Source organism: Chloroflexota bacterium (assembly GCA_038040195.1).
Lineage (GTDB): Bacteria > Chloroflexota > Limnocylindria > QHBO01 > QHBO01 > DASTEQ01.
Genome location: JBBPIR010000006.1, coordinates 1 through 22,726, shown reverse-complemented (window position 1 = coordinate 22,726; position 22,726 = coordinate 1). Strand labels below are relative to the sequence as shown.

Here is a 22,726-nt window from a genome sequence, read left to right as displayed (position 1 = left end):
CTCAGCCGCCGATGGGGCGTTCGCCCCCTCGTTGGCCCGGTCGGTCAGGGGTTGGGTGCCGCCTGCCGGACGGCGCCCTTCTCAGGTCCGTACTCCGCCGCGCGCTCGTCGGTAACGATCGCCGCGACCCGGGCGGGCGCGGGCGCCGGACGGGCGCGGGTGGGCAGCTCCGTGCCGCAGAAGGCGCAGATCGACCAGGCCGGTTCGGTCAGCCGCTGGCAGGCCGGGCAGATCCGGTGCAGCCGCGTGCGACAGCTGGGGCACACGATCCAGTCCTCGGCAACCCGGGCCCGACACGTTGGGCAGCTCCGGTGCTTCTCCATCTCCGCCAGCAGGGATTCCTCGGCCAGGGAGCGCTCGTACACCTCGGCCATCGACTCGCGGGGCCGAATGATGATGTACATCAGCCACGCGAACAGGAATACGAGCGGGGTGAAGAAGATGATCAGGGCCGACGCGAAGTAGGGCAGGATCGGGTTCTCGGTGCGCGCCTGCATGTCGCGGAAGGCCCAGTACGCGGTGCCCAGCCAGAGCATCACCACGTAGATGACGATCAGGGTTGCTGCCAGCTGGACGACCGGGTTGCTGGTGAAGTCGCTCCAGATCTGGCCGGGGTCCGGCAGACCTTCCATTCGCCGATGCCTCTCTCGTGGGGACGCGGTGCGAGGCGCGCCGCACCTGGGCGCACCAAAACGCGCGGGTCATCCTAGCAGATGACCATTTTGCGTCCCTTCGGCGACAATTGGCCCGCCGGAGGTCCGGGGCGGGTACTGCACCAGACCGCACCTGCGCCTCGAATGGCGTTGCCGGTCGCACATCTCTCGCACCACGTGACGATCAGGTGATGGCCGTTTGGGCCACGGACCCCGATTCTTGATCCCGACCCACCATCTGGAGGAAGGCTTGCTCGGACTCCTGCGGCTGATCGGCTTCTTGTACCCCGCCCTGGCCGCGGTCTGCCTGACTCTGCTGGGCGTGATGCTGGTGCACGAACCGCCCGAGACGCGCGGCTTCATGATCGGCCTGGTGGGGTTGGCCATCGGCGTCGGCGCCACGGCAATGGCCCTCACGACGTGGGGCTATTTCGGACTCCGACTGACGCGCCTGGCCAGGGATCTCGAGCGGACGGTTGACGAGGGCATGCCCGTCGTCCTGCGCGAGTCGGGTGTCCCCGCCGAGCGCCGCCTGGCTCGCGCGTTCAACCGGGCGGCCGGCACGTTCGCGCAGTCGGAGGCCCAGGCCACCCGGGATCGGCTGACCGGGGTCCCGAACCGCGAGGCGCTGCTCGTGCGATTGGCCGACGAGGTCGAGCGGGCGACCCGCCATTCGAAGCCGCTGGCCGTCGCCTTCATGGACATCGACCGTTTCAAATTGATCAACGATTCTTACGGCCACCGGGTGGGCGATGCGGTCCTTCGCCAGCTGGCTGGACTCATCACACGCAGCATCCGGGCCAGCGACATCTTCGGCCGATATGGCGGGGAGGAGTTCATGTTGATTCTCCCCGAGACCACGCCCGAGGACGCTCTGAGCCTGGTTGAAGAGCTGCGCGAGATGGTCATGCGTCGTCCACTCAGCGTGGCATCCGGCATCCTGGTCGACGCAACGATCAGCATCGGCGTGGCTGGGGGCCGTGGATCCGATCTCCAGGTGGACCGGATCGTGGATGCCGCCGACGCCGCCATGTACGTCGCCAAGTCCGAGGGGCGCAATCGGAGCTACCTGTTCGGTAACGTCGACGACGACACCATGGTGCGACGCGCGGCCATCACGCCCGAGCGGCGAGACGCGGCGGCGGCCATCGGCCGCTGGGCGAGCGCCAGCGCCGCCCGGGCGCTGGCATCGGTCCTGGCCCCCCAGCCAAACCATCGGGGCCGGCCGTCGGACATGATCGCCGCCCTGTCGATCGGTGTGGCGCTCCACATGGGATTGTCGCGGGTGGAGTTGGATCGGATCCGGATCGCAGCCCTGCTCCACGACCTGGGCAAGCTGGCCCTCCCGGGCTCGATCTTGGACAAACCGTCGTCGCTGACCGAGATGGAGTGGCAGGTCGTGGGCGAGCACCCCCGCATCGGGCAGGTCATCCTGGAGCAGGCCACGAGCATGCGGGAGGCGGTCCCGATCGTCCTCCATCACCACGAACGGTACGACGGGACGGGCTACCCCCATGGTCTGCGGGGCGAGGAAATTCCACTCGGCGCGCGCATCGTGGCCGTCGCGGACGCCTACCACGCCATGGTCCACGAACGGCCCTATAAGGCTGCTCTGTCCCACTCGAAGGCCCTCGCCGAGCTGCGCCGCCATGCATCGACGCAGTTCGATCCCACCGTGGTCGAGGTCTTCGTCGCCATCTTCGGCGACGCGGTCCCGGCTGACGGACAGGAGGAGGTCCACCGCCTCCATGCGCATGCCGAAGGTGGCCTGGAGGCCGTCGACCCCAAGGCCGCGGCCATGCTGAACGCGGGCATGGTCGACGCCGCCGACGCGCACAGCCCCGTTGACGCCGATGGCTCCGCGCCGGCAGCAACCACGACCCCGACCTCGACCTCGACCTCGACCTCGACCTCGACCTCGAAGAGCGAGGCCCAGCCCGCGATCCGGGTGTCCGGCGCGCGGCCTGCCCCGGCCGAGCAGAGCGGCTAGACGGGCCTCAGCCCCCCGCCAACCGGGTCACGGAGCCGATGGCGCCGATGATCCCCGACAGGAAACCGATGAGCCCTGCAGGCGACAGCCCCCGCAAAAGCCCGATGAGGTCGTCCCCCAGCCCCGAGCCGATCTCCACCAGCACGAACAGGATGGCCACCGCCGCGCACCACGCGAAGGCGATCCCAAGGCCGATCCGTTGGGGCCGCCCGGGCGCGCCTCGAACGATTCCCACGGCGGCCAGGACCAGCAGCAGCCCGACCGCCACCGGCAACGGAGCAGCCACCCCGAAGTAGGTCGTCTGCAGGAGGCCGGCGTCGGCAGGATAAGCGGACCAGAAGGCGAGCCCGTAGCCGCGCGGACCCAGTGCCTGGTCGGCCAACGAGCCCTCGGCCAGCGAGAAGGGCAGGAACCACGCGGTTGCCAGGCCGACGGCGGCGATGGTGAGGACCATCGGCCCCAACCAGGCGCGGACCGGTCGCCGTGTTGCGGACACCGCCGCCTCGGGACGTGGAGCGGTGCCGTCGGCGGCCACCGGAGCGGTGGCCGGGGTCATCGCGGGACGGATGTTGAATCCGCACTCCGAGCAGAACGCGGATCCCGAACGGTTGAGGGCGCCGCAGCGCGGGCATGGCGCTGATTCGGCGGCCAGGCCCGGGCGGCTCATTGTGGCTTCGTCGGCGGCCACCAGCCGCTGGCCGCAGTTGGCACAGAACGAGACCCCCGGCAGATTGGCGGTTCCGCAGCGGCGGCAAGTGGAGGCGTCGGTCATCGGACGTCCTCTCCGTGCTCCTCTGGCTGGGCGTCGGGCGCGGCCGGCAGCATGCCGGCGTCACGGGCCGCATCCGCCAGTCGATCCATCAGCCATAGGGCCACCAGGACCAGCGCGGCGCCCAGGAAGGCCAGCACGTACAGGCCGGCGCCGGCAGCCATGCCGACCGCGGCCACCGCCCACAGGGAGGCGGCCGTCGTCAGGCCCCGCACGCTGCCTCGGTAGTGGAGGATGGTGCCGGCTCCGATGAACCCGATGCCGGACACGATCTGGGCCGCGATCCGGGTCGGATCGGCCCCTTCGAACCCGTACGCACTCACGATGGTGAACAAGGCGGCGCCGAGCGCAACCAGGCTATGGGTCCGAAAGCCGGCCGCCTGTCGGTGGTACTCGCGCTCGAGCCCGATCAGCGCGCCGAGTCCCAGGCTCATCCCCAGACGCAAGGCCAACTCGACCTGGAGGACGATTGGCAAGTCGGGTGTCATGTCCATCGGCTCAACGCTCCGCTCGTGGCGCCAGCTCCTCGGTCCACCACGCCGAGATCCAGGCCTGGAGGACTCCGGCCAGGATCACCAGCAGGAGCCAGATCCACACGAAGCCTAGCAGGAGGATGGCGGTCGAAGGCTCCGACAGGCCACCCTCCGCCAGCCGCCCGGAGAGCGGCTGCCATACCGCGCTGAGCGCGATCACAATGAGCAACTGGCCGACCAGGAACGCGGCCATGGTCAGCATGGCCTGTGGAATGACCCGATGCGCCCGATGTCGCAGCGTCGCCAGCGCGAGGCGCCATGGCAGCCGCAGGGCCAGCGCACCCCAGGCCTGGGCCACGGATCCGGCGGCGGCCAGCGCCAGGAGGGCCGGCCAGGTGATTCCCATCACGCGAACCAGGTACGGCGTGGAGGGGTCGGGCTGGCCAAACGCGTCGAGGAAGGCGGGCGCCGAGGCCCACAGCAGCACGGCGGCCAGGATCACGACCGGGACGGCGGCCAGCCCAAGCCTGCCCGCGGCACGTGGCACGCTCAATGGAACACCATGCCGGTTGTCGGAGAGCCTCATCAGGAGGGCCACCTCTCCGAAGGCAACCGCCAGCAGCATGGTCCCCAATCCGGACAGCACCGCGACCACCAGGGCGACCACGTTCCAGGGCCACCACGGGCTGGCCGCCAGGCGCACCCCGAGGAACAGTGCGTCACCCTCGTCAGGCGGGGAGGCGACGACCGCCAGGAACACGGCCCAACCCGCGAACGCGAACGAGACCATTGCGCCGGGGACCCACAGCTCGGCCCGACGGGTCACCACGCGGGCGGCGGCCAGCCCGCCGCCCAGCCAGTCGCGCACCGGGCGCGCGGCCTAGGGGCTGGGTGACGGAGGCGGAGAGCCGGTCAGCTCCGCGATGCGATCCAGAACGCGGCCCATCTCGTCCACCGCGTCCTGGTACGCGCCCAGGTCACCAGTGGCTAGTGCCGCCTGGGCGTCGTCGTACAGGTCCTGGGCCAGCGCGATCAGCTCCGCGACATCGTCCGGCAGAGCCCCGCCCCCACCGCCACCCTCGCCGCCGCCGCCGCCGCCACCGCCGCCTTCGGGCGGCGGGATCTCCGCCTCACCGAGCAGCTGGCGCAGGCCTTCCTCGATGGTCTCGGCGAACGCGATCCGGGTCTGGTCGGTCAAGATCACGCGCTTGAACTCGGGGAAGCTGGCCTGCGTGGAGCGCAGGTAGATCGGCTCGACGTACAAGATCGAGTCACCCATGGGCAGCACCAGCAGGTCGCCGCGCACCACCTCGGACCCAGCCTGGCTCCATAGCGTGAACTGGGCGCTGATCCGCGAGTCCTGGTTGATGCGGGCCTGGATCTGGGCCGGCCCCTGGGTCGTGGTGTCGACCGGGAAGCGGAACTCGATCCGCTCGCCGTACACCCCGGGGTCCATCCGGGCCGCGACCCAGGAGATCATGTTGGGCCGGCTCGCGGCAACCAGGGGCTGGATCAGGACGAACTCCCCGGTCTCCTCGCCGGGGACCTTCATGATCACGTAGTACGGCTCCACCAGCCGCCCCTCGCCGGCGACATCGGTCTGCTGGGTCGGGAACGACCAGCGGTCCTCCTGGTTGTAGAACGTGCCGGCCCCCGCATCGGTCGGGGCGATGTGGTACAGCAGGTAGGCGCTGTTCTGGGCCGTGAACAGGTCCTCCGGGTAGCGCAGGTGGGCCACCAGGGATTCCGGCATGGCGTCCAGCGGCTCGAACAGGCCCGGGAAGATCCGGCCCCAGGCGGCAATGATCGGATCGTCCGCATCGGCCACGAAGAAGCGCATCTCGCCGGTGTAGGCGTCGACGACCACCTTGACCGCGTTGCGGACGTAGTTCGCACCGCCAAAGGCTGTCTCGGCGGGAAGCGGCTGGGCGTTCGGGTATCGGTCCGACGTCGTGTAGGCGTCCCAGATCCACGCCAGGCGGCCATCGGCGGTCACCAGGTATGGGTCGCGGTCGTAGGTCAGGAAGGGAGCCAGCTCCGGAACGCGCTGCCAGATGGCACGGCGGAACAGCACCGCGGAGTCGCTCGTCAGCTGGTCGCTGATGAGAAGGTTCAGGTCGCCGAACCGAATCGCGAACAGGAGGCGCGACAGGACGTTGTCGACCCGTACCCCGGTGCTGCCGGCCCACGAGGTCGTCTCCCCACCCTCGTCACCGAGCGGGAAGTCGAACTCATCGGTCTGGGTCCGGACCACCACGTAGTCGTCGGTCAGCTCGCCGAAGTAAAGCCGCGGCTCGCCGATCGGCAGCTCGGGATTGCGGTTGATGCCGCTGATCAGGTAGTCGGGCTGGCCCTCGGGAGTGATGGCGTTGGACACCACCGCGGTCAGGCCGTAGCCATGCGTGAACACGAGCCGCTCATTGGTCCAGGTCCGGGCCGCATCGGCCAGGCGGTCGATCTCGATCTCCCGGCCGGACAGCATCAGCTGGCGCTGCTCGCCATCGATCTCGTATCGGTCGATGTCGACGTCGTGGAAGTTGTAGTACTGGCGCAGGATCTGCTGCTGGCCGAAGGTCACCAGCAGCGGCCGGTAGTCCCACAGGCGCAGGTTGTTGAGGGTCTCGGGGTTGTCGTCGAACAGGGCCCGACTGGGGCGCTGCTCGCCGGTGAACTCGCGCAGCTCAATCGCATCCAGGTCATAGGCGGCCCGGGTGGCCGCCAGGTGGCGCTCGATGTAGACCCGCTCCCGATCGAGCTCGTTGGGGTCAACCGTGAAGCGCTGGACGATGCCTGGATAGAAGCCGCCCACCAGGAGCGACAGCACGAACCACGCGCCCGCAGCCAGGCCAATCAGCCACAGGGTCCGGAACCAGATATTGGCCACCAGCAGCCCGGCCGACACGAGGGCCACCCCGGTCAGGATGAGATAGGCCGGGGCCTGGGCGTTGAGGTCGGTGTACATCGCCGCCTGGACCGTGCCGCCGATGCCCCGCGTCGAGTACGCCAGCTCGGCGGTGTCGAGCTGGTAGCCGGCGGCGATGGCCACCAGCAGGGCGGCACCCAGCAGGCTGAGATGGACGCGGACGGGCGCCGTGAGCTGGAACGACCACCGGGTGGCGGACACCGCATAGGCACCAACGGTCAGACCGATGATGACCGCCAGCGCGGTGACCACCCAGCCCTGGACGAAGCGCCAGAAGGGCAGGTCGAAGATGTAGAAGCCGATGTCGCGGCCGAAGGCCGCGTCGGTGGTCCCGAAGTCCCCACCGTTGAAGAACAGCAACACGGTCTGCCAGTTGCCGCCCCAGACGAACGCACTGACCAACCCGCCCAGCAGGGTCAGCGCCACCAGCAGGATCCCCACCGGGCGCGACAGGTCGGGTATTTCCACCGGTCCGACACGGCGAACAGGAACCTGGGGGCCAAGTCGGCTGGCGACCCACAGGCTGAGCAGCGCGGGGAGCGTGAACAACGCCAGTCCCGCGAGGAACCAGCCGAGGTGCGCGACGAAGCGCGTCAGCAAGACGTCGCGGCGGCCCAGGGCGTCGTACCAGGCCAGGTCCGTGAACAGCTCGACCAGGCCGCCCAGGAGCTGGAGCACGACGAACGCGCCCAGCAGGAACAGCGCGGGCCGGATCCAGTTGGCTGGGGATTGGCTTGGGCGGCCGCGTCGGGGCCGTAGACGTCTGGGCGGAGGCGGTCCGTTGCCGCCATCATCGGGGATCTGCTCTTCCGGCGGCCCCAGCGGCTCGCGGGGCGTGAGAGGACGCCCCTCGCGGGCACGATCCTGCTCCATTTGCCGGCGCTGCATCTCTTCGAGCAGCTTGTCGAACCAGCTGGACATCGGTCCGCCCATCCTACGGCGGATCGGCTACTCCCACTCGATCGTGGCCGGCGGCTTGGAGCTGATGTCGTAGACCACCCGGTTCACGCCGGGCACCTCGTTGACGATGCGGGCACTGATCCGGGCCAGCAAGTCGTAGGGCAGTCGCGCCCAGTCCGCGGTCATCCCGTCTTCAGAGGTCACCGCCCGGAGGGCCACCACGTTGGCGTAGGTGCGACCGTCGCCCATGACCCCAACCGTATCGATGGGGGTCAGGATGGCGAAGCTCTGCCACAGCTCGTCGTACAGGCCGGCGGCCTTGATCTCGTCGAGGACGATCCAGTCCGCGTCGCGCAACGTCTCCAGTCGGGAGGCGGTGACCTCGCCGATGACCCGGATGGCGAGGCCGGGACCGGGGAACGGCTGGCGCTCGATCATGGCTTCCGGCAGGCCGAGCTCGGTCCCCACGCGCCGAACTTCGTCCTTGAACAGGTGGCGCAGCGGCTCGATGAGCCGGAAGCGCAGGTTGGCTGGCAGGCCGCCCACGTTGTGATGGGTCTTGATCTTGGCCGCCGCCTTGGACTCGACCGTCTTGGACTCGATGACGTCGGGGTACAGGGTTCCCTGGACCAGGAAGTCAATCGGTCCCAGCCTCGAAGCCTCCTCCTCAAAGACCCGGATGAACTCGTCGCCGATGATCCGGCGCTTGTCTTCTGGATCGGTGACACCCACAAGACGGTGGAGGAATCGGTCCTGCGCATCCACCATCCGCAGCTGCATGTCGAGGTTCTGCTCGAACGTAATCCGCAGCAACTCCGACTCGCGCTTGCGCATGAGGCCGGTGTCGACGTAGATGCAGGTCAGCCGGTCACCGATGGCCCGATGGACGAGGGTGGCGGCCACCGCACTGTCCACGCCGCCCGACAACGCGCAGATCACCTGGCCCGTCCCGACTTCGGCGCGGATGGCAGCCACCGTGGCGCCGATGAAGCCGGCCGGCGTCCAGTCGGCGCGCGCGCCCGCGATGTGCAACGCGAAGTTGGCCAGGATCTGCCGCCCCTGGGGGGTGTGGACGACCTCGGGGTGGAACTGGAGGCCCATCAGCCCGTGGTCGTTGGCCATCGCCGCGTACGGCGTGGACTCGCTGGATGCAAGGGCGCGGAAGCCGGGCGGCGGCTCCAGGATGGAGTCACCGTGGCTCATCCAGACCGCTGCGGCCGCCGGCAGGCCGACCAGCAGCGGCTCGCCCGGCGCGGCATGGATGGTGGCGGGGCCGTATTCGCGGCGCTGGGCGGGTGCCACCCGGCCGCCGAGCTGGTGGGCCATCAGCTGCATCCCGTAGCAGATGCCAAGGACGGGGACGCTCCCCTCCCAGATGCGCGGATCCGCCTGCGGCGCATCGTCGTCATAGACCGATGCGGGACCGCCCGACAGGATGATCCCGACCGGGCGCCGACGGGCGATTTCCTCCCACGGGGTGTCGTGGGGAAGCAGCATCGAGTAGACGTTCAGCTCCCGGATGCGGCGCGCGATGAGCTGGGCGTATTGGCCACCGAAGTCGAGCACGATGAGGGTCTGCTGGTCAGCGACCAGTTCCGCGGCGCCCTCGTACGCATCCGCATCGGCCGGCTCGAGGTAGGTCTCGACCGCACCGCCGTCGCTCAAGGTGCGAACTTGGCCTGCAAAGTCGCGAAATCGGTGTCCGCGGCCTGGTTGACGACGCGACTGATCACCGGCTGCATCATCCTCCATGCCCCGGGGAGGCGGAGCTCGAACGCGAAGGCCAGTTGGGTGCCGCTGCCGTCCGCCTCCAACCGCGTATCAGCCGATCCGGAGACCCCCGATTTGTCGATCGATTCGAACGCGAAGCGGCGATTTTCCTCAAGCGCGGTGACGGTGCATTCAAGCGAGCCCGATTGCCCCTGGGTGGTCACATCCATCCGAAATCGGCTGCCGAGAGCCATCGGCCCTTCGCCAATCGGCACGGCGCTCGTCACGCCAGCACCCCGCCGCCACTCGGCGAACCGCGTGGGATCAGCGACATACGGCCAGACCGTCTCCGGGCCGGCGGCCAACGAGACCCTGCGGTTGACCTTGATCACCGTTGCGGATCGTCCGCGGCCATCTGCCAGGACTTGCCCTCGGTCATGACGGTCGGGGCCACGACCATCTCCACCTCGTGCATGTCGCGGATCGTCCGCGCGCCCAGCGCGCCCATGCTCTGGCGCAGCGCTCCAACCAGGTTCTGCGTGCCGTGCGTCGTGCGGGCCGGGCCAAACAGGATCTGCTCCAGTGGTAGGCGCTCCCCGAGCTGGATCCGCGTCCCGCGCGGAAGGGTCGGTGACGGAGCCGCCATGCCCCAATTGAACCCACGCCCCGGTGCCTCGATGGCGGCGGCCAGCGGCGTCCCCAGCATGACGGCATCGGCTCCCGACGCGATGGCCTTGGCGATGTCGCCGCCGGTCTTCATCCCGCCGTCGGTGATGACCGGCACGTATCGCCCGGTGTCGGCCAGGAACCGATCACGAGCCGCGGCGACCTCGAGGGTGGCGGACACCTGCGGCACGCCGATCCCGAGCACCTCGCGCGTGGTGCAGGCGGCCCCGGGCCCAACACCGACCAGGATCCCGGCGGCGCCCTGCTCCATGAGCTGGTAGGCCGCCTCGCCGCTCACCGTGTTCCCCACCAGGACCGGCAGGCGGAGCGCGCCGGTGAGGTCCGACAGCGAGAGGACGCGACCCGAGGCCGAGATGTGACGCGCGCTCGACACTTGTGACTGGACGACGAACAGGTCGGCTCCGGCCTCGGCCGCCACCGCGGCGTGGTCCCAGGCGGAAGCCGGCGTGGTGGCCACCGCGGCGGACGCCCCGGAGGCCTTGATGCGGGTGATCAGGGCGCCAATCAGCTCGGGTCGAATCGGTGCCGCATAGGCCTCGCTCAGGACCCGCGCCGCGGCGACCGCATCCGGGGCTTCAACCACCTGCTCGATGATCGGCCCGGCGTCCGGATACCGGGAGTACAGGCCGTCCAGGTTGACGACCGCCAGCCCGCCCAGCCGATGCATCCGCACCGCCATGTCCGGGTCGCTGACCGCATCCATGGCGGCAGCCAGGAACGGGATCTCGAGGCGCAGCGGGCCGATCTCCACCACGGTGTCGACCTCGGCCGGCTCCACCGTGACCGCGCCGGGGACCAGCGAGATCTCCTCGAAGCCGTACGCCCGACGCAGGCGCCCACCGACCTCAGTCGGTGGGCGAAGCAAGGTGCCGGACTCCATGTGGGCCCGCAGTATAGGCGGCGCCGGGCCCGATCAGGCCAGGCTCAGGATCGGGCGCGAACCTTGTCGAAGCAGCTGCTGCAATAGACCGGGCGGTCGTTGCGCGGGAGGAACGGCACAAGGGCCTGCCCCCCACACTCCGCGCACACCGCGGCGTGCATTTCGCGGGCCCCGCCCCCCGTGCCGATGCCCAGCTCGCGGTTCTGCTTGGCAACCGCGCGGCAGCTCGAGCAGCGCTGGGGCTCATGCGCAAGCCCCTTCTCCTGGTAGAACTGCTGCTCCCCGGCCGAGAAGACGAAGTCCATCCCGCAGTCGCGGCACGTAATGGTCTTGTCGGTCAACACCTGCCCTCTCCTCCGTGTCGTGGTCGCCCGGCCCTCGGTTCTCCGGCTCCTCGGGCCGTGGATCGCGACCTGGGATGAGCTGGTGTTCCGGACCTACCAGCCGCCGATGATGCCACGCAGGTCAAGCGTCGGGAACCCTCTAGTAGGCGGTGACCTCCACCTCATCCCGCGCCGCGACCCCGTAGAAGCGGGTGTGCGTGCGCCGGAACTGGAGCGGCACTTCGCCAATCGGCCCGTTGCGATGCTTGGCGATCTTGGCTTTTACCAGCTCCAGGTCGGCGTCGGTGATGGGTTCGCCCTCGGCCCGATACAGAAAGATGACGACGTCCGCGTCCTGCTCCAGCGATCCGGATTCACGCAGGTCCGAGAGTCGCGGCTCGGCACTCCCGCGTTGCTCGACGTTGCGGGACAGCTGCGACAGGGCCAGCACCGGGACCTTGAGCTCGCGGGCCAGGTTCTTCAGGCCGCGGCTGATCTCACTCACCTCCTGGACCCGATTCGGCTCCCGGGTAGGGGTCGAGGCCTGCATGAGCTGCAGGTAGTCGACGATGACCAGGTCCAGCCCTTGCTGCTCGACCTCCAGCCGTCGGGCCTTTGTGCGCAGCTCCATGACGGACAGGGTGGGCGAATCGTCGACCCACATCCTGGCGCTGGCCATGTCGTTCATGACCTTGGCAATCTTCGACCAGTCCGTCTCCTCCATGAACCCGGTCTGGAGCGGGCGCGGATTGATCCCGGTCTCCGAGGACAAGAGCCGGAGCGCGAGTTGTTCGCGGCTCATCTCGAGCGAGAAGATGGCGACCCGTTTCTGCTCGTGGACGGCCGCATGGAGGGCCACGTTAAGGGCCAGGCTCGTCTTTCCCACGCTGGGGCGCGCGGCCAGAATGATGAGGTCCGACGGCTGGAACCCGCCGAGGAGCGTGTCGAGCCCGGCCAGCCCGGTCGGGATGCCGAGGATCTGGCCTCGGTGTTCGTGGAGATACTCGAGCCGGTCATACGCCTCACCGAGGAGCGTGGCCAGGGTCTCGAACCCGGCGACCGTCCGGCGCTGGCTGATCTCGAACAGGATGCCCTCGGCCCGGTCGATGGCGGCCGCCGTGTCATGGGCTTCCTCGTACCCCACCGCCGCGATCCGCCCGGCGGCCGCGATCAGGTTCCGGAGAACCGCCTTCTGCTCGACGATCCGGCCGTAGTGCTCCACGTGCACCGCTGTCGGAACCGCGTTCATCAGGGTCGCCAGGTAGGCGGGCCCACCGACCCCGTCCAACTTCTCGTGCCGGGTCAGTTCGTCGCCCAGGGTGACGAGGTCGATCGGCTCCCGCTGGTTGTGGAGAGCCAGCATGGCCTCGTAGATGTCCGCGTGCTGGGGGCGATAAAAATCGCCGGAGTGCAGGAAGTCAGCGACCTTGAGGATGGCCTCGGGATCGATCAGGATCGAGCCGAGCACGCTCTGCTCGGCCTCGACCGCCTGGGGGGCGACTCGGTCAATGCTCATGATGGCGTGGGCCTGACCCTAGGAGCGCGACCGGCACTTGGGTAGGGCTTTAACCACAGGCTTAGCCACAGGCCCCAGTTCCGGACGGGGATTCGATGTGGACAAGGTGCATAGATGGTCGCCCCCCGTCGCGACACCTACGCTGTCGCGCGGTCGCTGTCCCTCAGTGCTCGGCGACGACCTCGACCCGGACCTGGGCCTCGAGGCCCGGCATCAGGTGGACGCTCACCACGTGCTCGCCCACGGTCTTGATCGGCTCGCCAAGGTGGATGTCATGCCGATCGATCTCGATCCCCTCCTTGCGCAGGCGATCGGCGACGTCGCGCGTCGTCACCGAGCCGAACAGCCGGTCTCGTTCGCCGGCCTTGACGCCGATCTGGAGCGTCAGCTCCCCGAGGCGCGCGGCGATGGCCTCGCCGTCAGCGCGCAGGGACCGGTCGCGCTCGTCCCGCTGCTCGCGGTGGCGCTCCCAATTGCGGACGGCGCCCAGGTCGGCGAGGACGGCCGCTCCGGTGGGGATGAGGTGGTTGCGGGCGTACCCGTCCTTCACGTCCTTCAGGTCGCCTTCGCGGCCCAGGCCCTTCACGTCGCGCTTCAGGATGACCTTCATTCCACCTCCACCGGGGTCTTGGCACGGGCAGCGCGCCACTTCCCGATCTGACGTTTGACCTCAGTCGAGTCCCGAAGCCCACCATACCGACCCAGGAGCTGGGGCAACGTGTCCCGAATTCGATCGTAGCGGTCCCCGAGCAGCAAGCGGAGTCGAGCCAGGTCGGCGTCCAGCATCGCCTGCCCGGCGGCAGCTCGGGCCAGGTGCTCTTCTCGGACCGCCGCCGGCGCATTGCTGATGAACAGGTCCAGGACGAGGAGGAGGACGGTCAGATCGTCGGCGGCGCCGAGGATGGGGACGACGTCGGGAATGAGGTCGATGGGCACCACGACGTAGACCAGCGCCGCGATGAGCAGCGCTTTGAGGCCGAGCGGAGTTCGGGGATCTCGGGCCAGTCCCCACACCAAGCGAGCGTAGGTTGGCAGCTGGAGGAGGACCTTGGCGGTGCGCAGATAGCGCCACCGGCCGGGACGCAGCACTCGAGTTTGGCCTCCGGTCAGTCCGATGAGATCAGGTGGGCCGGGATGATACCAAGCGATTGACAATAGAACAGGTGTTCTGCTAGGGTGCGTCTCGTGACCCGGCACGACGCCGAGCGCCGACAGCGCATCGTGGAATACATCGCCCGTACGGTGGTCGAGCGCGGCTACCCGCCCTCGGTCCGCGAGATCGCGGACGCTGTTGGCCTTGCCTCCACCTCAGCCGTCCACCATCACCTCGTGGCCCTCGAACGCTCCGGGCAGCTGGAACGTGGCAGCCGCTCGTCGCGTGCCCTGCGCCTGACTGCCACCGCGGAAGGCATGACGCCTCCCGCGCGGCCGGTGCGAGGCGCGGTAACTCCCTTCCGGATGCCCATGGAGCGTGATGTCCTGCGCCTCCCGGTGATCGGCGAGATCGCGGCCGGCCAGCCCATCGAGGCCTACCAGGACCCCAGCCAGACGCTCGAGGTCCCGAGCTCGCTCCAGGCCCGGGACGACTCGTACGTCCTGCGCGTGCGCGGGCGAAGCATGGTCGACGCGCTCATCGACGACGGTGACTACGTCGTGGTTCAACCCCAGGCCACGGCCCGCGACGGGGACATCGTGGTCGCCCTGCTGGAGGACAACGGCGTCACCCTGAAGCGCTTCTACCGCGAGGAGGGGCGCATCCGCCTCCAGCCCGCCAACCCGGAGATGGAACCCATCTACGCCACCGAGCTCCAGATCCAGGGCAAGGTGGTCGGAGTCATCCGCAAGCTTTGATCAACTGACCCTTGGCGGCGCCCGTGCCGCCGCTAGGCTGGTGGGACCCATGGCCCGCCCGATGCGCACGATCATCCATGCCGACCTCGACGCGTACTACGCCTCGGTGGAGGTGCTCGACAACCCGTCGCTGCGGGGTCTGCCGGTGATCGTGGGCGGCCGGCCCGACGACCGGGGCGTGGTCAGCGCCGCGTCGTACGAGGCGCGCCGCTTCGGGGTCCATTCCGCCATGCCCCTGCGGACGGCAGCGCGGCTCTGTCCGCAAGGCGTCTTCCTGCCCGGCCGCTTCGAGCGCTACGCGGAAGTCAGCCTCCAGGTCATGCGCATCTTCGACGGGTTCACGCCGCTGGTCGAGCCCATCAGCCTGGACGAGGCGTTCCTCGACGTCACCGGGGCCCCTGCGGGGGATGGGCGAACAATCGGGCAGGCCATCAAGGATCGGGTTCGCGCCGAGGTAGGCCTGGTGGTCAGCGTCGGGGTGGCCACCAACAAGCTCGTGGCCAAGGTGGCCTCGGACTTGCGCAAGCCCGATGCGCTGGTGGTGGTCGAGCCTGGCGACGAGGCCGCGTTCCTGGCCCCATTGCCCGTGTCCCGCCTGTGGGGCGTGGGTCCCCGTGTTCGCCAGGCGCTCGCGGACTACGGGGTAGGGACAATCGGTCAGCTGGCGGCGGTGCCCGAGGAGACTCTGCGTCGGCGATTCGGCCGCCACGGAGTGGACCTCGGCCATCGCGCGCGCGGCATTGATCCGTCGCCGGTGGTGCCGGGCCATGCGCCGAAGTCCATCGGTCATGAGCACACGTTCAACACCGACATCACCGAGCGGACCGGACTGGACGGGACTCTCCTATGGCTGTCGGAGTCGGTGGCGGGGCGCCTGCGGCGCCACCAGATGGCGGCGGGTGGCGTACAGCTCAAGCTTCGGTACGAGGGCTTCGAAACGTTGACGAGGCAGGCGACGCTGCCGCACCCGACCACGGACGCCCAGGTCCTGCTGAGCGTCATCCAACGCCTCCTCGACCGCACCCTGCAGCCCGGCCGCGCGGTGCGATTGATCGGCATCACCGCCATCTCGCTGGTCGACGCCCAGCAGCTGACCCTGTTCGATGACGGCCTGCGTGTTCAGCGGCTGGCGGAGGCCACCGACGCGGTCCGCGACAAGTTCGGCGACCGTGCCATCATTCGGGCCCGACTACTGCGCGAGGCGCCCGAACGCCGGTTCAGCGAGCGCCCACCGGAGTCTTGACAACTAGAACATCTGTTCGTATTCTCCGGGTATGGCACTCGTCTCCATTACCCCCGTCCCGGCGTCGGTCGCCTGGGATGCACGCTACGTCCGACCCACCCGCATCCGGTTCGGTGACCGGGAGCTGCGCGTGGCACGCCTGGCCACGGTCCGTGACGAGCGTGCGGCGTATCCAGCGGGGAGCTCCCCACGCCTGATGCTGGTGGTGGAGGTCGAATCCGGGGAGTCGCTGGAGCTGGTCTTCGACGCGTGGCGCCGCCGCTGGTTCGTCGACGCTCTGGACCCCGCGGCCTGACAGCGCCTCGGGGGCTCATCGCACAGCTCGGCGGGCGCCGCGTCCCTCTCCCGCGGGCCTGCCGGGCTCCTTCTCCGCTCCCCGTACAATCGGCTGCCCATGAGCAGCCCGCCAATCGCTGAACTGACCGTCCGCGACCTCACCGAGCGGTTGGCGTCGCGCGCCCCGGTGCCCGGCGGCGGCAGCGCCAGCGCCCTGGCGGGTGCCCTGGGTGCCGCCCTGGTCGAAATGGTCTGCGAGCTCACGCTCGGCAAGCCTGAGTACGAGGAGGTCGACCCGGTCGCGCGCCAGATCGGTGCCGCTGCCGGCGAGCTCCGCGTCTCGCTGCTCGCCGCGGCCGAAGAGGACGCCGCCGCTTACCTGGCCGTGGTCACGGCGCGGCGTTTGCCGCGTGACAATGACCAGGAACGAGCAGCTCGAAAGACCGCCATCGGCGAGGCGTCGGTGGCCGCCACGGAGATCCCACTGAGGGTGGCCCGGCTTGCGGCCAAGGTCCTGGACCTGGCCGCCAGCATCGCGTCCATCGGCAATCGCAACGCGGTCAGCGACGCCGGGGCGGCGGCGCTGCTGGCCGCGGCCGCGGCGCGCGGAGCCGCCCTCAACGTGAGGATCAACCTCCCATCGCTTCCAGACGCTCACCCGTTGCGGGCCGAAGCCGCGGTTCGGCTGGCCGAACTCGAATCCATCGTCACCAAACGCGAGGCCGAGACCCTGGCGGCCGTCAGCCAGAGGATGAGCGTGTGAGCGGCCGCATCCTCGATGGTCGCTCGATTGCCGATCTCCACCGCCGAGATCTCGCCACCCGCGTGACTTCGCTGACCGCGCAGGCGGGCATGCCAGGTCTCGCCATCCTCCGGTTTGCGGACGCGGGCCCCGAGGTCTCGTACGCCCAGAGCCTCGCGCGCTCGGCCGGATCGATCGGCATCGCGCCCAGGGACGTTCGGCTGCCGGATCACGCCACCATGAACGATGCCGCTGCCGCCCTCGAGGCGCTGAACCAGGACCCGACCGTGGCCGGCATCGTCGTCATCTACCCCATCCCCGCCCACTTGGACCCCGAAGCGGTCGGTCAGCTGGTTGATCCCGCCAAGGACGTGGACGGCGCGAGTCCGGTCAGCGCGAGGCAACTGGCCCGTGGTGAGCCCGCCTTCATGCCGGCGACCGCGGTGGCGGTGATGGAAATCCTGAACCACTACCGGATCCCGGTGGCCGGACGCCCGACCGTTGTCGTCGGACGTTCGCGGGTGGTAGGGCAGCCGACCGCGGCACTTCTTGCCGCCCAGGGCGCGAACGTGGCGGTGGCCCACAGCGGAACAGCGGACCTGGCGCGCGCGACGCGAGAGGCGGAGATCCTCGTGGTGGCTGCCGGGGTGCCGGCACTCATCGGTCCCGAATTCGTCAATCCGACGGCTGTGGTTGTGGACTGCGGGATCAACGTCACCGCGGCCGGTGTCGTGGGCGACGTCGACTTCGAGCGGGTCCAGCCCTTGGTCGCGGCCATCACCCCGGTTCCCGGTGGTGTGGGACCGGTGACCACGATGATGCTGCTCGACCAGGTCGTCACCGCTGCCGAAGGGGCGGTCCGCCTGGTCACCAAGATCGCCACGGACTGACCGATGCCGGGGGCCGGCTCATGACCGAGCTGCTCCTCGAGCTGGCGCTGCTGACCGTTGCCGCGCTGGCGGCCAGCACGCTGGCCGCCGTGGCCGGTTTCGGCGGGGCAGCCATCCTGCTCCCCGTCCTGGTCGCCCTCTTCGGCCCGCGGGACGCGATCCCCATCCTGACCATCGCCCAGCTGGTGGGCAACGGATCGCGGGTGGTCATCAACCGCGATGCCGTCGATCGACGGATCGTGGGCTGGTTCGCGCTGGGTGGTATCCCGGCCGCGTTGATCGGCGGTTTCCTGTTCGCCGCTGCGCCATTGGACGCCCTGACGCGGCTCATCGGTGCGTTCCTGTTGATCTCGGTGGCCTGGCGCCGCCTCGGACCCCAACCGGGCGGCGTGCTCGGCGCGCGGACCTTCACGGTCATCGGTGCGGGGTTTGCCTTTGCGTCGGCCCTGGTCGGTTCCGTCGGGCCGATCATGGCGCCGTTCTTCCTTCGCGCCGGGCTGGTGAAGAGCGCCTACATCGGCACCGAGGCAGCGGCCACCGTGGTCATGCACGTTGCCAAGCTGGTCGCGTACGGGACCGCCGCGCTCCTGACGGCCGCCACCGTCGGGATCGGGCTGGTGATGGCTCCGGCCATGATTGCCGGCTCCGTGATCGGCAAGCGGATCGTGGACCGCCTGCCAGAGCGCGTCTTCGTGGCCATCATCGAGGTCGTCCTGATCGTGGCCGGCCTCGTGTTCCTCATCGGCGGCTGAGTAACCGAGGCGTCGTCAGTCGAGGCGAATCGCAGGCCAGTACATTTCGTCCGGCGCGACCGAGCCATCGATGAAGCCAAGGCCGACCATGGTGGCGAAACCAGACTCCCACAGGTCCTGGTCAATCGCGCCCATCGGCAGCGCGCCGTCCCCCTCCCACAGGTCAATGGTCGCGAGCAGGACCGACCGGGCCGTGTCCATGTCCTCCCAGAGAGTCGGAACGGCCGTCGCGGCGGCGGCGAGGCCAGCGGCGGGCTCATGCACCACGGCCGCTTGGGCGGCGGCCGTCGCCGATGCGAAAGCCTCGACCAGCGCCTGATCGTCGGCGAGGAGCTCGTCGCCGACCACCACCCCGGGACCGGGGAGTGGGGCGACCTCGTCAATCGTCAGCAGATCGGTCGCAAACCCTTCCGCGGCCAGCCGGATGGGCTCGTTGTTCCGGAAGCCCGTGATGAGGTCGACGTCCCCGGCCAAGAAGCCCTCGACCTGGTTGAACTGCGGATATTCCCGGATGGTCACGTCGTCCGCGGTCAGGCCGCCAGCGTCGAGCAGCGCCAACAGGGCGTGCCACGACGACCCGAATCGGCCAGGAGTGCCAATGGTCATCCCGGCCAGTTCGGCCGGGTCCGTCGACACCGAGCCGGTTAGGCGAATCAGGGCCACCGGAAACGACTGGAACAGGGACGACACGTACGTCACCGGAATCCCGCTGGTCCGGGCGATCATGACATCGGTGGCATCGGCGACCCCGAACTCGGCCTGGCCGTCGGCCACGAGGCGGATGAGCTCGCCGCCACCGGCGTGCTCGATAGTCACCTCCAACCCGGCATCGGCGTAGTAGCCCTCCTGCTGGGCCAGGTAGAACGGCGCGAACTGGACGTCGGGGCGGAAGCCGAGCAGGAGCCGCACCTGGCGGAGCTCGCGAGACGGGGTCGCGGAGGCAGCGGGATCGAAACTTGCACTTGGGCTGACTGACGCGGTTGGGTTGCAGGCCGCAACGGTCAAGGTCAGCGCGACGGCCAGGGGAAGGGCACGGGTCCGCATCGGTTTCCTTTCGGCGTTCATCGGGGGATCAGCACGCGCTCGGCCATGAGCACCGCGCCATAGAAGGCAAGGCCCAGTACGGCCAGGCTGGCCAGGGCCACGAACATCAATGGGGTGTCGAACAGGCCCTGGTCGGCGATGTTGATGAGGACGCCCAGACCGATGCTGGCGCCGGCCCATTCGGCCACCACGGCGCCGATGACGGCCAGGGTCACGCCCACCCGGAGCCCACCGAAGAGGACGGGCAGCGCCGAAGGCAGCTCCAAGAGACGAGTGACCTGCAGAGGGCGGGCACCGTAGGCGCGGGCCATCTCGACCAGAAGCGGGTCGGTGGACCGGATGCCGACCATGGTCGCGATGGCAATCGGGAAGAACACGATCAGAGCACAGATCACAACTCGTGCGGTTAGCCCGCCGCCGAACCAGATGTCGATGAGGGGCGCCAGGGCGAGGATTGGGATGGCCTGGGCAGCGACCAGGTACGGTGAAAGCACGCGCTCCGCGGTCAAGCTCTTGGCCAGCAGGATGCCGACCACGACCGCCACCAGGGCGCCGACCAAGAAACCGATGACGCTCTCCTCCACGGTGGCCGCCAGGTGGGGTTGGAGCGTCCCGTTCTGGATGGCCTCGGCCGCGCGGGCCGCGACTACCTCGGGGGCGGGCAGGATGTACTCGGGGTAGCCGCCGATGAGGACGATGACCTTCCAGGCCGCGAGGAATGCGCCGGCACTCAGGGCGATGAAACCCAGCCGGCGGAGGATGGTCATGCCGCGGCCTCCTGACCCGGCTCGGCCCAGCCCTCGAGCTCGGGGGCGTGGGCGGCGGCCAACGCCTGGCGGACCTGGGACTCGACAGCGGCCATGCCCGGATCTCCGGTCAGCCCGGGCGGCCGGGGGCGCGCGAGCGGTACGCGGATGTCGGCCGCGATGCGTCCCGGTCGCGGGGTCATGACCCAGATGCGGTCCGCCAGCCCGATGGCCTCGCCCACCGAGTGAGTGACCAGGACCACCGTCCGCCGCCGGGCCAGCCACAGGGCCTCCAGCTGAACGTCAAACGCGTCACGGGTCAGCGCATCCAGGGCGCTGAACGGCTCGTCCAGCAGCAGGACCGGCGGGTCGGTGACCAACGATCGGGCGAGGGCGACCCTCTGCTGCATGCCGCCCGAAAGCTCTCGGGGTCGCAGGGCGCTGACGCCGTCGTCGGCCAGGCCGACCTGGGCCAGCGCGCGTTCGGCGGCCTGATGCCGCTCGGGACGCGGCGTCCCTCTCAATTCCAGGGGCAGGGCAACGTTGTCTAGCGCGGAGCGCCAGCCCAACAACCGGGGCTGCTGGAACACGAGGCCTGTGCGCCCATCTCCGGCATGCGGAGGTGATCCTTCGGGCCTAAGACCGATGCGTCCCGCGCTGGGTGCCAGCAAGCCGGCAATCGCCCGCAGGAGGGTGCTCTTCCCGCACCCGTTCGGACCGATCACGGCCACCAGTTCGCCGGGAGCGACCGATCCGCTCAGACCGTCTAGCGCGGTGAGGGTCCCCGAGGGCATGGGGAAGCGGACCGTCAGGTCCTCGATCGTGATCGCCGGCCCTGGTTGGCTCGTATGCTCCATCGGTCTCCCATGCGCCATCGCGCGACGGGGACGTGGCAGCCGCGGCGCCTTCGACCGAAACGCGATCCCAGCCCGGCGCGCAGCGCCGATCGGTCCGCGGGTCGTCGGAGGAACGCCTCGTGCTCGCCCTCTCCCATCCGGACTGTCACCGTCGGCCCTGTCTGCCCGGCTGGCGCCGGGGTCAGGTCGGCCCCGCGAGGTGCCCCGGCAGCCTCTCCGCGGCCGCCGGCCTCACGGGGTTCGCGGGCTGGTCCGTTCACCGGACCGACCGCCGGTGGGGGGTTTCACCCCGCCCCGAAGGCGATGGATTCGTTCAGTTGCAACCCGATGCTGCCACGCCCCCGACGGCCGGTCAAACCTGCTGCGGCGCGCTCCTGCCTCGGGCCCAGCGAATGAGGATGAAGGCGACACCGAGCACCACCACGACGTAGATCAGGATCTCGAACGGCCGAATGGCTTCGTACAGCGCCTCGTAGTTCTCGCCCAGCACCCACCCCGCGGTGACGAGGGCCAGGTTCCACGGGATGGAGCCCAGGATCGAGAACAGCAGGAAGCGCCCGATGGGCATGCGGGCCACCCCAGCGGGATAGTTGATCAACGCCCGCAGGAGCGGGACGAAGCGGGCAAGGAAGACGGCCCAGCCGCCGTAGCGGGCGAACCAGGCGTCCGCGCGGTCCAGGTCGTCGGGGTGGATGTGGACATAGCGTCCGTATCGGTCCAGAAGTGGTCGGCCGCCCCAGGCTCCGATCAGGTACCCCGCCAGAGAGCCGGCGGCTGCCCCGATGGTGGCCGCGACCATGACGCCGATGAAGGTCCAGGGTTGCGCGGTCAGCCACTCGACGACCGCGGGATCGGCTCCCGACTGGGCGATTTTCCAGCCCGCCATGGGGACGATGACCTCGGATGGGAGGATGGGGACGAACGTCTCGAGCCCGACGCCCACCGCCACGCCTACGTAGCCGATGTCGTCGTAGAGGGCCAGGAAGAACGGGATGACCTGCTGGTCGATGAACTCCAGCACGCCGCAGGCTAGGTCCCGGCCACGAGGCGCTGCCGCATGGTGGCACGCATCCGCTCGTCGACCCCCAGGATGTGGACGGCCACCAGCACCGACACGAGCGCTGCGCCCGCGATCCATCCGCCCAGCACATCAAGGGGGTAATGGAGATTGAGGTAGATCCGGACCAGGCCGATGGCCACGATTAGGACCAGCGCCACGCCGTAAGCGATCAGGCCCTGCCGCCGATCCGAGGACAGGCGGGCTATGCAGAACGCGACCAGGCCGTAGAACACGGTGGCGCGCAGGGCGTGGCCGGCCGGGAAGACCGCGATGTCATCCAGCCCCACCCCATTGACGTTGAACATGCCCGCCACCAGTTCGGGCAGGGTAATCGGCGGGATGGCAACGAAAAACTTGAGCGCCCATTCCATCGGGAAGGCCAAGGTGCCCACCGCGAGCAACAAGGCCAGGTCGCGGCGCCCCTTGGCCAGGGCCAGGAGG

General features: G+C 69.4%; 24 protein-coding genes. 7 read left to right on the top strand and 17 right to left on the bottom strand.

The window, feature by feature from the left end:
• Positions 1-44 precede the first annotated feature (44 nt).
• Complete coding sequence (locus tag AABM41_07845) at positions 45-632, bottom strand: zinc ribbon domain-containing protein (GenBank protein MEK6192222.1); 588 nt, start codon at positions 630-632, stop codon at positions 45-47.
• A gap of 271 nt (positions 633-903) precedes the next feature.
• Here AABM41_07845 and AABM41_07840 point away from each other — a divergent pair, with 271 nt between their 5' ends.
• Positions 904-2,643, top strand: coding sequence for a diguanylate cyclase (locus AABM41_07840; protein MEK6192221.1), 1,740 nt, complete (start codon positions 904-906; stop codon positions 2,641-2,643).
• A gap of 7 nt (positions 2,644-2,650) precedes the next feature.
• Here AABM41_07840 and AABM41_07835 read toward each other — a convergent pair whose 3' ends face one another.
• From AABM41_07835 to AABM41_07785, 11 genes are all read right to left on the bottom strand, one after another.
• Positions 2,651-3,415, bottom strand: a complete 765-nt coding sequence (locus AABM41_07835) for a zinc ribbon domain-containing protein (GenBank protein ID MEK6192220.1) — start codon at positions 3,413-3,415, stop codon at positions 2,651-2,653.
• Entirely contained in the window at positions 3,412-3,900 is a 489-nt protein-coding gene (locus AABM41_07830; GenBank protein ID MEK6192219.1) for an MgtC/SapB family protein, read from the bottom strand. Before AABM41_07830 ends, AABM41_07835 begins: the two co-directional genes overlap by 4 nt.
• Positions 3,901-3,910: 10 nt before the next feature.
• Positions 3,911-4,753: a hypothetical protein gene (locus AABM41_07825; GenBank protein MEK6192218.1), complete on the bottom strand. Its 843-nt coding sequence runs from the start codon at positions 4,751-4,753 to the stop codon at positions 3,911-3,913.
• A 12-nt stretch (positions 4,754-4,765) separates the two neighbouring features.
• Entirely contained in the window at positions 4,766-7,729 is a 2,964-nt protein-coding gene (locus AABM41_07820; GenBank protein ID MEK6192217.1) for a UPF0182 family protein, read from the bottom strand.
• Positions 7,730-7,756: 27 nt separating this feature from the next.
• Complete coding sequence (gene guaA, locus AABM41_07815) at positions 7,757-9,301, bottom strand: glutamine-hydrolyzing GMP synthase (GenBank protein ID MEK6192216.1); 1,545 nt, start codon at positions 9,299-9,301, stop codon at positions 7,757-7,759.
• A gap of 68 nt (positions 9,302-9,369) precedes the next feature.
• Positions 9,370-9,810, bottom strand: coding sequence for an SRPBCC family protein (locus AABM41_07810; GenBank protein MEK6192215.1), 441 nt, complete (start codon positions 9,808-9,810; stop codon positions 9,370-9,372).
• Positions 9,807-10,985: a GuaB3 family IMP dehydrogenase-related protein gene (locus AABM41_07805; protein MEK6192214.1), complete on the bottom strand. Its 1,179-nt coding sequence runs from the start codon at positions 10,983-10,985 to the stop codon at positions 9,807-9,809. The genes AABM41_07810 and AABM41_07805 overlap by 4 nt, the downstream gene beginning before the upstream one ends.
• A 44-nt stretch (positions 10,986-11,029) precedes the next feature.
• The gene (locus AABM41_07800; protein ID MEK6192213.1) at positions 11,030-11,329 is read right to left on the bottom strand and encodes a zinc-ribbon domain containing protein; all 300 of its coding nucleotides are present in this window, start codon (positions 11,327-11,329) and stop codon (positions 11,030-11,032) included.
• Positions 11,330-11,468: 139 nt separating this feature from the next.
• Positions 11,469-12,824 (bottom strand): replicative DNA helicase, encoded by a 1,356-nt coding sequence (gene dnaB / locus AABM41_07795; protein ID MEK6192212.1) that lies wholly within the window; start codon positions 12,822-12,824, stop codon positions 11,469-11,471.
• 163 nt (positions 12,825-12,987) lie between these two features.
• Entirely contained in the window at positions 12,988-13,434 is a 447-nt protein-coding gene (gene rplI, locus AABM41_07790) for a 50S ribosomal protein L9 (protein MEK6192211.1), read from the bottom strand.
• Complete coding sequence (locus AABM41_07785) at positions 13,431-13,913, bottom strand: DUF1232 domain-containing protein (protein ID MEK6192210.1); 483 nt, start codon at positions 13,911-13,913, stop codon at positions 13,431-13,433. The genes rplI and AABM41_07785 overlap by 4 nt, the downstream gene beginning before the upstream one ends.
• Before the next feature lie 96 nt (positions 13,914-14,009).
• On the opposite strand from AABM41_07785, the gene lexA reads away from it, so the two are divergent.
• The 6 genes from lexA to AABM41_07755 all read left to right on the top strand — a co-directional run bounded on the left by lexA (position 14,010) and on the right by AABM41_07755 (position 18,578).
• Positions 14,010-14,675: a transcriptional repressor LexA gene (gene lexA / locus AABM41_07780; GenBank protein MEK6192209.1), complete on the top strand. Its 666-nt coding sequence runs from the start codon at positions 14,010-14,012 to the stop codon at positions 14,673-14,675.
• A gap of 49 nt (positions 14,676-14,724) precedes the next feature.
• Positions 14,725-15,918: a DNA polymerase IV gene (gene dinB / locus AABM41_07775; GenBank protein MEK6192208.1), complete on the top strand. Its 1,194-nt coding sequence runs from the start codon at positions 14,725-14,727 to the stop codon at positions 15,916-15,918.
• 31 nt (positions 15,919-15,949) lie between these two features.
• On the top strand, positions 15,950-16,213 hold the full coding sequence (locus AABM41_07770; GenBank protein ID MEK6192207.1) for a hypothetical protein: 264 nt from the start codon (positions 15,950-15,952) through the stop codon (positions 16,211-16,213).
• Positions 16,214-16,312: 99 nt separating this feature from the next.
• Positions 16,313-16,957: a cyclodeaminase/cyclohydrolase family protein gene (locus AABM41_07765; protein MEK6192206.1), complete on the top strand. Its 645-nt coding sequence runs from the start codon at positions 16,313-16,315 to the stop codon at positions 16,955-16,957.
• On the top strand, positions 16,954-17,826 hold the full coding sequence (locus AABM41_07760; GenBank protein ID MEK6192205.1) for a bifunctional 5,10-methylenetetrahydrofolate dehydrogenase/5,10-methenyltetrahydrofolate cyclohydrolase: 873 nt from the start codon (positions 16,954-16,956) through the stop codon (positions 17,824-17,826). The genes AABM41_07765 and AABM41_07760 overlap by 4 nt, the downstream gene beginning before the upstream one ends.
• 20 nt (positions 17,827-17,846) lie before the next feature.
• Positions 17,847-18,578, top strand: a complete 732-nt coding sequence (locus AABM41_07755) for a sulfite exporter TauE/SafE family protein (protein ID MEK6192204.1) — start codon at positions 17,847-17,849, stop codon at positions 18,576-18,578.
• Positions 18,579-18,593: 15 nt separating this feature from the next.
• Here AABM41_07755 and AABM41_07750 read toward each other — a convergent pair whose 3' ends face one another.
• From AABM41_07750 to AABM41_07730, 5 genes are all read right to left on the bottom strand, one after another.
• Positions 18,594-19,622: an ABC transporter substrate-binding protein gene (locus AABM41_07750; GenBank protein MEK6192203.1), complete on the bottom strand. Its 1,029-nt coding sequence runs from the start codon at positions 19,620-19,622 to the stop codon at positions 18,594-18,596.
• 17 nt (positions 19,623-19,639) lie between these two features.
• A complete protein-coding gene (locus AABM41_07745) occupies positions 19,640-20,389 on the bottom strand; it encodes an ABC transporter permease (GenBank protein MEK6192202.1) in 750 nt (249 codons plus the stop codon).
• Positions 20,386-21,225: an ABC transporter ATP-binding protein gene (locus AABM41_07740; GenBank protein MEK6192201.1), complete on the bottom strand. Its 840-nt coding sequence runs from the start codon at positions 21,223-21,225 to the stop codon at positions 20,386-20,388. The genes AABM41_07745 and AABM41_07740 overlap by 4 nt, the downstream gene beginning before the upstream one ends.
• A gap of 352 nt (positions 21,226-21,577) precedes the next feature.
• On the bottom strand, positions 21,578-22,246 hold the full coding sequence (locus AABM41_07735; GenBank protein ID MEK6192200.1) for a DedA family protein: 669 nt from the start codon (positions 22,244-22,246) through the stop codon (positions 21,578-21,580).
• Positions 22,247-22,254: 8 nt separating this feature from the next.
• Positions 22,255-22,726, bottom strand: a 472-nt coding sequence (locus tag AABM41_07730; GenBank protein ID MEK6192199.1) for a phosphatase PAP2 family protein, incomplete at its 5' end; no start/stop codon positions are given.